The sequence below is a fragment of the Peribacillus sp. NPDC101481 genome, from assembly GCF_044767165.1.
Lineage (GTDB): Bacteria > Bacillota > Bacilli > Bacillales > DSM-1321 > Peribacillus.
The window spans coordinates 139,671-151,127 of record NZ_JBIWNJ010000004.1 but is presented as its reverse complement, the minus strand read 5'-3'; the positions used below and the strand labels follow the sequence as shown (position 1 = coordinate 151,127).

Here is an 11,457-nt window from a genome sequence, read left to right as displayed (position 1 = left end):
AAAAATATAAAGTGCATCCTAACCAAATATTCAGCCGCTATTGAGAAATACCTTTCAAATTGAATAATAAAAGAAGTAGTCCAGATAATAAACTATACTAAATAACTGAAGCAGGCATTTTCTCCTTAAACAAGGCTAACGAAATGAAGACAAGGAAAAGCATGATGCTGATCATATAGAAAAAATTCCCGCCTTGTATATGTTCAATGACAAGGCCGCCAAAAAACGGACCGCTGATGCTGCCGAGGCTAAAGAAGATACTGCATAATAAATTTCCAGCAGGTAATAGGTTTCGAGGCAAAAGGTCTGCCATATAACTGATTCCCAGCGAGAAAGTCGAACCAACCATCATTCCGCCAAACATAAAGCAAATGAATAGACCAAGCACTGAATAAGAATAAATCCCTGCAAGAGTGAATATGGCAAACCCGGAAAAAAGTATCGTCAGCAAGGTCTTTCGCCGGCCAAAACGGTCACTTATCATCCCCAAGGGAATCTGGGTAAGCAGGGTCCCCGCGGAAAATGCCGGGATGATGATGGATACTGCGGTTAAATCGATTCCGGAGCGCAGGGCGAATACAGGGAAATTGCTATTCAATGATGCTTCAAGCACGCCAAATGTGAACGGAAGTAAAAAAGCGACCCAAGCTATGCGGCTAACTTTCGTAAACCTTTTGAGTGTGCCAAAGAATGATGTGTTTTCAGAATCATCCTGTTCAGGGAGCTCATTTCCAATAAGGAAAACAGTGGACCAAGCTAGAAGGCTAAGTATGGATGTGATGATGAAAGGTAAAGACTGATTAATCTCGAGAAGCTTCGTCATCATCGGGCCAACCATGAACCCAAGACTGAAGAAAAGTCCATAAATGGCAAGATTCCTTCCGCGCTTCGTTTTTGGTGAAATGGCAGTGATCCATGTCTGGGTAGCAAAGTGAAGTGTATGATCGCCGATTCCAATGAAGAAACGCAGGACGAACCAAAACCAGAATGATTTCCAAACAGGAAATAATGCAAGCGATAGAATGACCGTTATACCGCCAAATAATATCAAAGGCTTATAGCCGTATTTACGGAGCGGGGCTTCCATAAAAGGAGAAATCAACAGAATTCCAAGATAAAGCGAGGCTGCATGAAACCCATTTAGGGATGAGCTAATTCCGTCATTTTCAAAAATGATGGCAATGATCGGCAGAAGCATCCCTTGAGAAAACCCCGATATGCCGACAATTAAGATTAAAACGCTAAAAAGCAATTTATTATTCATAAAATCAAGTCTCCTAAGAAATGTATACCTTCTTGATGTTACATCTTAGGAAGAGGATTAAGCAATAGAAATTTGGGTAAATATTGACAAGAAGAGAGAGGATGATAAAATTTTCCTTTGTCATCTCCCGAAGATTATGTATGATAGTTTTTGTTACATAAAGGAATTATAGGATTGTGAGGAGAAGTATCGTGAATAAAATATTTTTTGGGCTTGTCCTGTTAGGCGTCCCTATATCAGTCATTGGGTCATTATTGCATTGGCCGAGCGTGATCATGTTCATCGTATATTGCTTAACCATCGTTGCGCTAGCAGGATTCATGGGCCGTGCGACTGAAAGCTTAGCGATCGTTATGGGACCAAGGATTGGCGGTCTCTTGAATGCAACCTTTGGAAATGCAGTGGAATTGATCATATCCATCTTTTCATTAAAGGCGGGGCTTGTGGGGGTCGTGTTGGCTTCTTTAACTGGTTCCGTATTAGGAAACTTATTGTTGGTGGCAGGACTTTCATTCTTTGTCGGAGGGACTAAATACAAACGGCAGAAATTTAATGTATTCGATGCGAGGCATAATGCCGGTCTATTGATTTTTGCAGTTATTGTAGCATTCGTCATACCGGAAGTATTCACACAAGATATGAGTGAATCACGTACGATGTCGTTAAGTGTAGGAATTAGCATTATTTTGATCTTATTATATCTTGCTGCATTATTCTTTAAATTGGTTACTCACCGTGGGGTATATCAGCATACGGAGAAACCCGAGGAACATGAAGAGGAAGTACCGGAGTGGAGCAGGAAAAAGGCAATTATAATACTTGCTGCTGCTACATTGGCCGTTGCGTATGTATCGGAGAAACTTGTTCATACGTTCAGCGAGGTGGGGGAAACCTTCGGATGGTCGGAGTTATTCATAGGTGTCATTATCGTTGCAATCGTGGGTAACGCGGCAGAGCATGCGTCGGCCGTCATAATGGCCTATAAAAACAAAATGGATGTCGCAGTGGAAATTGCCGTTGGTTCCACACTTCAAGTAGCGATGTTCGTAGCTCCTGTACTCGTACTTATTTCATTAATGTATCCAACTCATATGCCGCTTGTTTTCACAATGCCAGAATTGATATCAATGGTTACAGCAGTCTTTCTGATGATCATGATTTCGAATGACGGGGAAACGAACTGGTTTGAAGGCCTTACCTTATTGGCCGCTTACTTCATTATGGGAATTGGATTTTACTTATTATAAGAAATGCAGGCCTTCCGATGCGGGAGGTCTTTCTTTTTATATAATTCAAAAATAAAAATGACTCTGCTCAGGTTAGATTTAGCAGAGTCATTTCTATATTAGTAAATTACCATTCATAAGTCATTCCAAAATTTTTCATCATGCTTTTGTAAAAGTTGAGAAATATTCTAGAGTGTCACACCATCCTTTTACATCAGATTTAAGTATAGGCGAATTCGTTTTCTGTCATCCTTTAAAAGGGTTTCATGGATTGTTCGATAAGCATACCTCCTGAAGGTTTAATAGGTATGAACGATTTCGCCTCCTTTTTATAATGTAAAATAAGTATAACCGATTTAAATAAAAAAGTAAATATTCTGAACTTTACAAATTCATTACAAAATCGAAATAAGAATGAAATGTATAGAATGTTAGCTAAAAACAAAATCTATAACAAAATGATTGAACCCCTCAAAAGGAGTGCGACAGCATGAGAAGAACTATTCTTATTACGATGATTGGCCTAATTGCCTTTATTCAGGCGAATGTAAGTTTTGCAGCTGATATTCCAGAAGGCAAAGCAAATCCGAATATGGTGAAAATCCCACCTTCAGTTTTGAATATTGCAAAGGAGAATACGTATCCGAACCCAACCCAGGATCTTCCGATGCTGCAGCCGAGTAAGTTGGCCGAACAATTGATCGATTCGTCGGATATCAAGATTGAAAATCCAGAACTCATCCATATGTTGAATGAATCGGCAATTGCAAAAGCTCCGCTTGCTTTTGGTTACAGGGCGACGATTTACCTTGGCCATTGGGCATTGAATTATGAGTCTTCGGAAACGGCGCCAAACTGGGAGTACCAAAAAATCAATACGAATTACTACGATAATCGCGGCGGTGAGGTTCCATACAGGATCCGTTATGTCCAGGAAAGTCAAAAGGCAGTGAGTGGCGGTCTTACAGCGAAAATCCCTAAGGCAGAGGATGTTCAAAAGATGATGCTGTTAAAAGCCACTGAGAAAACGAATTTGCCGTTGGCTTTTGAAACGATCATCGGAGCTGGTACAAAAAAAGATGAAGTATACAATGTTGCTTCTAATAGGATAGGTTACTTATCCAGTTATGCTTCCGCCGTCAATGAAAAAGGGAAGATCACATATGGGGAAGTGTATTTGAACTTAAAAGGAAGTAAAAGAACCATTACGATAAAGAACATCACTTCACAAGGCATCGGTGCATGGATACCGGTTCAGGACCATGTTTCCTTCAGCTTTACAGTCTCGCAGCAACCCAGGTAAATTAAAAAACTCGCCGGAATGGCGAGTTTTTTTTCTTCATATGGTTGACTTCCTGATCCTGAAGTCCTCCTTCGGGTAGTATGCATTTTTGACGAGAACATTCGGGCCTAGGCATTTGACTGCCGGACAATGGCAATTCAATTCATTGGCGAGTTTCGAATTCATCCATGTTTCATAGGATTCGGTCAAAGGTTGGTCTTTGATATTCCCTAATGTAGGCGCGTCACCGAAATCGGTCACGATCACTTCCCCGGTAAAAATATTGATGTTCAACCGGGAACGTCCATCAGGGTCATTACGAACAGTTACTTTATGTGAACCATAAAGGCGTTGAAGCAGCTTTATATCCTCTTTACTGTTATTGCAAGGATAAAATGGCAGGGTACCGAAAAGCATCCAAACATTTTCATCACGGATATCAAGCAAATGATGAATCGCTTCACGCATTTTGTCCAATGATAAAGTTTCAAGTGCCGAAGCGAAATCGCTTGGATACATCGGATGAATTTCGTGCCTTTGACATCCCATTTCATCGACAATCTGTCTGTGAATATGCTCAAGATGCGGCAATGTCCGTTTATTAAGCATCGTTTCTGCAGAAACCAGCACACCAGCCTTGGTCAGGGCCTGGGAATTTTCAATCATTTTATCGAATAATTTCTTTCGCTGTTCCCGAGATGGTTTTCGGTCCATCATGGCAAAGCCGATATCAATGAATTCATCGATCGTTCCCCAGTTATGGGAAATGTGCAGAACATCCAAATAAGGAATGATTTCCTCATACCGTTCCAGGTCAAGGGTCAAATTGGAATTGATTTGTGTCCGGACCCCGCGGCTACGGGCATATTTCAATAGAGGCAAAACATAATTCTTCACTTGTTTTCTTGAAAGCATCGGCTCCCCGCCAGTGATGCTGAGCGAGCGAAGCAAAGGGATTTCATCGAGGCGCTGAATCAATAATTCCAGTGGCAGTGCATCCGGGTCCTTGGGCTGAAGTGTGTAACCGACGGCACAATGCTCACAACGCATATTGCAAAGGGTGGTGGTGGTGAACTCCACATTGGTAAGGCTGAGCTTTCCATATTGTTCAACGTCCATATATGCTTCCCAAGGGTCATACTTGGGTGTAATTGGTGTTAAAAGATCTTGCTTGATTATTGACATATTTAAAACTCCTTACGTAATAATGCACTAACCCATTATGAACAATGGGGACAAAAAATGTCAAATGGCGGAGAGTGCATTTATAGCTTGCCATTGCACTTTCAAGCAGATTTCGTTACGATGAAAGAAGAACGGAAGGAGAGTGCCTCATGGGAAAATCCATTACAGGTAAAAACGAACAATTAACATACTTAAAAGAACGCCTCACGATGTTCATGGAAGTTCTTGATCATATCGAACCGGAAAATACGGAGTTGGAAGATATAGACCGTTTGATCGGCATGTTAGATGATTTGGAAGGCAAAGTGGAACAATTCAAAACCCGCGAAGATTAATATCTGTTTCGATAGTATGATTTTTTCAATGTTAATATTCATGAAGGGATGACGGGAATTCTGCGTCATCCTTTTTTAATGGAAATGATTGGTGATGAAATTTAATTCATGGGTTATTTCTGGCGGGTTTGCTCATTTCTCTCCAAATTGCTTTTCATTATGAAAAATAATTACTTGTTTTCGAAAGATTATGTTAGATGTATAATAAAACGGGTGTTGTATCATTCGCTATTTATAGAGAAGCAGGGAAATGATTAAATCTAATCTAGGGGAAATAAGAGGGGGAAGAGAAATTTGGATATTCAAAAATTCCAAGAAAGTATGTACAGTCTTATCGTTGAAACTTCAACGAATCTTCCAAAGGATGTTCGTCGTGCGGTCAAAAGTGCAAAACAACGTGAAAATGCAGGTACTCGTTCTGCATTGAGCCTGACCACCATCACGAATAATATTACAATGGCTGACGACAATGTATCACCGATTTGTCAGGATACTGGTCTGCCGACTTTCAAAATAAAAACTCCAGTTGGCGTGAACCAACTTGAAATAAAAAAAGCAATCCGGAATGCGATCATCTTAGCGACAAAGGGCGGAAAACTTCGTCCAAACGCAGTTGACTCTTTATCGGGAGAAAATAGCGGGGATAACCTTGGGGAAGGTCTTCCTGTCATTAAATTCGATCAATGGGAAAAAGACTATATTGATGTTCGTCTTATCTTAAAAGGCGGAGGCTGTGAAAATAAAAACATCCAATACAGTCTGCCTATGGAGCTTGAAGGATTGGGAAAAGCGGGCCGTGATTTGGACGGAATCCGTAAATGTGTCCTTCACTCTGTCTACCAAGCACAAGGACAAGGCTGCAGTGCCGGCTTCATCGGAGTTGGTATCGGAGGGGACCGTTCATCCGGATATGATCTGGCTAAGGCTCAACTTTTCCGCAGTAATGAAGATGTGAATCCGAATGAAGACCTTCGTAAACTTGAAGATTACATCATGGAGACAGCTAATGAATTGGGAATCGGCACGATGGGCTTTGGCGGCGAAACTACGTTGCTTGGATGTAAAATCGGTGTCATGCACCGTATTCCGGCAAGCTTTTTCGTCTCCGTTGCTTACAACTGCTGGGCGTTCCGCCGTTTAGGAGTGAAAGTCAATCCGGAAACAGGCGAAATCAATGAGTGGTTATATCAAGAAGGGGAGAAAATCGACTTTGCTTTGGAAGCAGAAAAAGCAGCGAAGGATGAAGTGGCAGCCGCTGCAGAATCGGACGTTGAAGCTTCCCGTGAAATCACCCTGCAAGCACCAATCACGGAAGAACAAATCCGTGAATTAAAAGTTGGTGACGTCGTTCATATTAACGGCAGAATGTATACAGGCCGAGACGCCATCCACAAGCACTTATCTGAAAATCCTGCACCAATCGACCTAGATGGACAAATCATCTATCACTGTGGACCGGTTATGCTGAAGGACGAAGAAGGCAAATGGCATGTGAAGGCTGCCGGACCGACAACAAGTATTCGTGAAGAACCATACCAAGGCGATATCATGAAACGATTCGGCATCCGTGCAGTTATCGGTAAAGGCGGAATGGGACCAAAAACACTAGAAGCACTAAGTGAGCACGGCGGCGTTTATCTAAATGCAATCGGCGGGGCTGCTCAATATTATGCAGACTGCATCAAATCCGTCGAAGGTGTGAACTTCACTGAATTTGGTATTCCAGAAGCAATGTGGCATCTGAATGTTGAAGGATTTACTGCCGTGGTTACCATGGATTCACATGGAAACAGCCTGCATAAAGACGTTCAGCAATCTTCATTGGAAAAATTGGCGCAATTCAAAGAACCAGTATTTAAATAAATGTATGCAAAAGACGCTCGCCAAACGGTGAGCGTCTTTTGCATAGCTTACTCCTCTATTTCCGGCAGTGGATCGATCCTTGATGCATCCTCTAAATTCAATCCACTTTTCACAAAATGAACAAACACTCCACCACCTAAACCAAGACAACCAACAAAGCCTAAAGTGATAACCCATTCCAGCATTTCATTCCCCCCCTGCTAATGTATATGAAAAAAAGGCGAAAATTACCTCAAAAAAGTACAATCTTTTGGAAAGGTCGCACATACATTAGAAGAGAAAGGGGGGATTTTCATGCAGAATAACTACTTCTTATTCTTTATGGCCATGCTAACCGGTTTTGCTTTCATCAAACTTCCTGTGGCAAACACGATTTTCTCCGGACTTGAAACATTCCTTGACGTAATCGGAATTGTAATCGTTCTCATTTTCGCTATCGCCATTATTTGGAAGGCGGCACAAGCGCTATTTAAAGGATAAACAAAACATGGAGGGCCAATCCTTTTCGGAGGAGAGGCCCTTTTTTGCGTCTGATTATAGACACTAACGAACTAATTCGGCCTCCGGGGCGTTAATTTGATCCAGAGTGAAATTTATACGGCTCAAGAGCGAAAATCCGACCTGTGGCGAGATCAATTCGCCCCACGGAGCGAAAATTCGACCTGTGGCGAGATCAATTCGACCCATGGAGCGAAAAATCGACCTACGGAGCAAAAAATTCGACCTAAAGCGGCAGAAATTCGACCTACGGAGCGAAAAAATCGACCTACAACGAGATCAATTCGACCTTCACAATATCATGCATATAAATCTCCATGTTCCAAACAATAAGAAAAAAGAACATGGGGGATATTCCAATGAAAAAAATGGTGATTTTATCCGCTTTTATTTGCTTGATATGCTCTTTGGCAAGCCCGGCTTTTGCAGAATCCTATAACTGGGGTTTCAATAAAGGAAAAAATGGGACATCTGCCGATGCCGGTAAAAAATTCAATGAAATGCTGCCTGAATATGAAGCGATTTATAAGGGGGATACAAAGAAAAAAGTCGTTTATTTAACATTTGATAACGGTTATGAAAATGGCTATACGGCCCAAATTTTAGATGTCCTGAAGAAACATGGTGCTCCTGGAGCTTTTTTTGTCACGGGTCATTATTTAAAAACGGCACCTGAGCTTGTTGTCCGTATGGCTAATGAGGGGCATATCGTAGGAAACCATTCATGGAACCATCCGGATATGACCAGCGTGACGGACGATGTGATTCGCACGGAGCTTGAGCGGGTAAAAGAAGCAACGGAAAAATTAACGGGGCAAAAGGAAATGAACTACTTAAGGCCGCCTCGTGGGGTATTTAATGAAAGAACGATGAGGATCGCAAAAAAAGAAGGGTATTACCACATCTTCTGGTCACTGGCATATAGAGACTGGATTGTTGATCAACAAAAGGGTGCCGCGTTCGCACACGATGAAGTGCTTAAGCAGATTCATCCCGGTGCGATATTATTATTGCATACCGTATCGAAGGATAATGCGGATGCTTTGGACTCGATTCTGACGGATCTTGAAAAACAGGGGTATGCTTTCGGTAGCCTCGATGATTTAATGATTGAGAAGCAGTTGCCGAACCGAATGCTTTATTAAAGTGAGAAGCGGGTCCTGTAGAGATAATTCGGGTCCCGCTTTTATCCATTCTCCTCAATTTCAAGTAATATTTCAGGAAACATGCTATAATACGTGGAAAACTGCTAAAGGATGGATCGCTTGTGTGGACAGAAAAATTACAGGTTCAAGGACCCTATAATTTCGATCTAGTTCTCGAACGATTATCGTTAGACCCACTTCAGGTAGTTGATTTCACTAACAGGACGGTAAAAGTTCCGCTATATATAGAAAATGAACCAATCGTTTTGCAGGTTCAAGCAATAGGAAATATCGATGAACCATCTTTTATCATCAAAGGTCATTCAGAGGTATACAAGTCAAAAGCGATCGAACGGTTAAAAAAGGTCTTTCATTGGCATCAGCCATTAGAAGGCGTTTCCAGGCATTTCCGGGAATCCGATTTGCGGGAAATCTTCGAAGAGCACCGCGGTACTGCCATAGTCTTGGACTTCGATTACTACAGTTGCCTCGTTAAATGCATCATACATCAGCAATTGAACTTATCCTTTGCCCATACGCTTACGGAACGATTCGTTAAAACCTTCGGCTACCAGATGGAAGGTGCCTGGTTTTATCCGACGCCGGAAACAACCGCCCAACTTAAAATCGAGCAATTGAGAGCCATTCAATTCAGCGGCCGGAAAGCGGAATACGTCATCGGACTTTCCGAGCAGGTCATTCAGGGCCATCTCGACCTTGATATAATGGAAAAGCTATCCGATCAAGAGGTTATGGATACACTAATAAAAATACGCGGTATCGGTAGATGGACGGCTGAAAACTTCCTGCTTTTTGGACTTGGCCGGCCGAACCTATTTCCTAAAGCCGATATTGGCATTCAAAATGCCTTGAAAATATTATATGGCTTACCGCAAAAGCCAACCCAAGAAGAAATGGAGTCCTATAGTGAGAAATGGGCTCCATATCTAAGCTACGCTTCCCTCTATTTGTGGAGAAGCATTGAAAAACGGAGTGAAAAGAAATGACAAACATTCAAGATACAAAACTGGAAGTGGATCAAACCCTTCCCCTTACGATTAAACGGCTTGGCATTAATGGAGAGGGAGTCGGTTATTTCAAAAAGAAAGTCGTCTTCGTCCCAGGAGCATTGCCTGGTGAAGAAATTGTAGCTTTGGTCACAAAGGTGCAGCCAAACTTCACCGAGGCGAAAATAAAAACCATCCGTAAAGAATCACCGCATCGCATTGCAGCGCCATGTCCGGTTTACGCTGAATGCGGCGGATGTCAGTTACAGCATTTAAGCTATGACCAGCAGCTTATCGAAAAGCGCGATATCGTCATTCAAGCGATGGAGCGCCATTCGAAATTCCCGGTTTCTTCATTAAATGTAAAAGAAACGATTGGTATGGAAGATCCTTGGAATTACCGCAATAAAAGTCAGTACCAAGTCGGCCAAAAAGATGGTAAATTGATTGCTGGCCTTTACGGCTTGAATTCCCATAATCTGATCGATATCCCGAATTGCCTTGTACAGCATAAGGCAACAAATAAGGTAACACGTACAGTGAAAAAGATTCTAAAGAACCTGAACATCTCAATATATAACGAAAGAAAAAGAAAAGGTGTTATTCGTACGGTCATTACACGGGTAGGCTTTGAAACAGGTGAAGTGCAGGTTGTCCTTGTTACAGGTGCGGAGGAAATTCCACAAAAAGATCAGTTGCTAAAACAAATTCGGGACCAATTGCCAGAAGTGAAATCGGTCGTTCAAAACATCAACAACCGAAACACATCACTGATATTTGGCGAAAAAACGATTCACCTGGCAGGCGAAAAAGTCATCAACGAAACATTGGGTGACCTATCATACGAACTATCAGCGCGTACATTCTTCCAGCTTAACCCCGTTCAAACTGTTCGCTTATATGATGAAGTGAAAAAAGCGGCAGCCTTAACCGGCACGGAAAAAGTGGTTGACGCTTATTGCGGTGTAGGAACCATTGGTCTATGGCTGTCTGAAAATGCCAAGGAAGTCAGAGGAATGGATGTCATTAAAGAATCCATCGAGGACGCAAAGAAAAATGCCAAAAAACATAATCGCGACAATGTATACTATGAAACAGGCAAGGCCGAGAATATCCTTCCACGCTGGACCAAAGAAGGCTGGAAACCGGACGTACTTGTCGTCGACCCGCCAAGATCAGGCTGTGACCAATCATTACTGCAGACAATCTTGAAAGTAAAACCGAAAACCATAGTGTACGTATCATGCAACCCTTCGACTTTGGCCAAGGACTTACAAGAACTGAGCACTTCTTATCGCGTTGAGGCCATACAGCCTGTGGATATGTTCCCGCAGACGAGCCATGTAGAGTGTGTCTCGCAACTCATACTAAAAGAAGGAAACTAACGAATCGCTAGTTGCTTTTGTATATAGTTTTTACACTGATGTAAATGGATAAATATATTGGAATCATGTATTGAATAAAATACTGATTTTCTGAGAACATGTTTCTATTAAAACATGTTCTCCTATTTTTTATTCTTCTTCATAATGTAATTCTGGTGGGTTTGAGCTGTAAATGCGTTTTGGGTATTCAAGTCCGCCGTCAATTCCATTCGGACCGATTTTCCTTAAAATAAACATTGCCGATTTTCACAAATTATAAATGTCCAA

At 41.8% G+C, this 11,457-nt stretch carries 11 protein-coding genes; 8 read left to right on the top strand and 3 right to left on the bottom strand.

Features of this window, described 5'->3' with window-relative positions; all coding sequences use genetic code 11:
- Positions 1 to 97: 97 nt before the first annotated feature.
- Entirely contained in the window at positions 98 to 1,264 is a 1,167-nt protein-coding gene (locus ACIROD_RS22375) for an MFS transporter (RefSeq protein ID WP_101224877.1), read from the bottom strand.
- Positions 1,265 to 1,452: 188 nt separating this feature from the next.
- On the opposite strand from ACIROD_RS22375, the gene cax reads away from it, so the two are divergent.
- Together cax and ACIROD_RS22365 are read left to right on the top strand one after the other, a co-directional pair.
- On the top strand, positions 1,453 to 2,511 hold the full coding sequence (gene cax / locus ACIROD_RS22370; protein ID WP_101225035.1) for a calcium/proton exchanger: 1,059 nt from the start codon (positions 1,453 to 1,455) through the stop codon (positions 2,509 to 2,511).
- A gap of 469 nt (positions 2,512 to 2,980) precedes the next feature.
- Complete coding sequence (locus tag ACIROD_RS22365) at positions 2,981 to 3,793, top strand: YfkD famly protein (protein ID WP_402944416.1); 813 nt, start codon at positions 2,981 to 2,983, stop codon at positions 3,791 to 3,793.
- 36 nt (positions 3,794 to 3,829) lie between these two features.
- On the opposite strand, the gene yfkAB is transcribed toward ACIROD_RS22365, so the two are convergent.
- On the bottom strand, positions 3,830 to 4,951 hold the full coding sequence (gene yfkAB, locus ACIROD_RS22360; RefSeq protein ID WP_402944784.1) for a radical SAM/CxCxxxxC motif protein YfkAB: 1,122 nt from the start codon (positions 4,949 to 4,951) through the stop codon (positions 3,830 to 3,832).
- A 155-nt stretch (positions 4,952 to 5,106) separates the two neighbouring features.
- Between yfkAB and ACIROD_RS22355 the strand changes: the two genes are divergently transcribed.
- Positions 5,107 to 5,292 carry an SE1561 family protein gene (locus ACIROD_RS22355; RefSeq protein WP_101224874.1) on the top strand — a complete coding sequence of 62 codons (186 nt, stop codon included), beginning with the start codon at positions 5,107 to 5,109 and terminating at the stop codon, positions 5,290 to 5,292.
- Positions 5,293 to 5,586: 294 nt separating this feature from the next.
- The gene (locus ACIROD_RS22350; protein ID WP_402944413.1) at positions 5,587 to 7,155 is read left to right on the top strand and encodes a fumarate hydratase; all 1,569 of its coding nucleotides are present in this window, start codon (positions 5,587 to 5,589) and stop codon (positions 7,153 to 7,155) included.
- A 47-nt stretch (positions 7,156 to 7,202) separates the two neighbouring features.
- Here ACIROD_RS22350 and ACIROD_RS22345 read toward each other — a convergent pair whose 3' ends face one another.
- Positions 7,203 to 7,340 carry a hypothetical protein gene (locus tag ACIROD_RS22345; protein ID WP_230177838.1) on the bottom strand — a complete coding sequence of 46 codons (138 nt, stop codon included), beginning with the start codon at positions 7,338 to 7,340 and terminating at the stop codon, positions 7,203 to 7,205.
- A gap of 109 nt (positions 7,341 to 7,449) precedes the next feature.
- Between ACIROD_RS22345 and ACIROD_RS22340 the strand changes: the two genes are divergently transcribed.
- The 4 genes from ACIROD_RS22340 (at position 7,450) to rlmD (ending at position 11,190) form a co-directional block, all read left to right on the top strand.
- Entirely contained in the window at positions 7,450 to 7,635 is a 186-nt protein-coding gene (locus tag ACIROD_RS22340; protein ID WP_101224872.1) for a hypothetical protein, read from the top strand.
- 377 nt (positions 7,636 to 8,012) lie between these two features.
- Positions 8,013 to 8,798, top strand: coding sequence for a delta-lactam-biosynthetic de-N-acetylase (pdaA, locus tag ACIROD_RS22335; protein ID WP_402944409.1), 786 nt, complete (start codon positions 8,013 to 8,015; stop codon positions 8,796 to 8,798).
- 122 nt (positions 8,799 to 8,920) lie between these two features.
- Positions 8,921 to 9,805 (top strand): DNA-3-methyladenine glycosylase family protein, encoded by an 885-nt coding sequence (locus tag ACIROD_RS22330; protein ID WP_402944407.1) that lies wholly within the window; start codon positions 8,921 to 8,923, stop codon positions 9,803 to 9,805.
- The gene (gene rlmD, locus ACIROD_RS22325) at positions 9,802 to 11,190 is read left to right on the top strand and encodes a 23S rRNA (uracil(1939)-C(5))-methyltransferase RlmD (protein WP_402944404.1); all 1,389 of its coding nucleotides are present in this window, start codon (positions 9,802 to 9,804) and stop codon (positions 11,188 to 11,190) included. The genes ACIROD_RS22330 and rlmD overlap by 4 nt, the downstream gene beginning before the upstream one ends.
- Positions 11,191 to 11,457 lie beyond the last annotated feature (267 nt).

Bases quoted from the DNA above. Each gene is read 5' to 3' on its own strand.
- rlmD (WP_402944404.1), top strand. From the start codon at position 9,802: ATGACAAACATTCAAGATACAAAACTGGAAGTGGATCAAACCCTTCCC.
- pdaA (WP_402944409.1), top strand. From the start codon at position 8,013: ATGAAAAAAATGGTGATTTTATCCGCTTTTATTTGCTTGATATGCTCT.
- ACIROD_RS22355 (WP_101224874.1), top strand. From the start codon at position 5,107: ATGGGAAAATCCATTACAGGTAAAAACGAACAATTAACATACTTAAAA.
- ACIROD_RS22345 (WP_230177838.1), bottom strand. From the start codon at position 7,340: ATGCTGGAATGGGTTATCACTTTAGGCTTTGTTGGTTGTCTTGGTTTA.
- ACIROD_RS22365 (WP_402944416.1), top strand. From the start codon at position 2,981: ATGAGAAGAACTATTCTTATTACGATGATTGGCCTAATTGCCTTTATT.
- ACIROD_RS22375 (WP_101224877.1), bottom strand. From the start codon at position 1,264: ATGAATAATAAATTGCTTTTTAGCGTTTTAATCTTAATTGTCGGCATA.
- ACIROD_RS22340 (WP_101224872.1), top strand. From the start codon at position 7,450: ATGCAGAATAACTACTTCTTATTCTTTATGGCCATGCTAACCGGTTTT.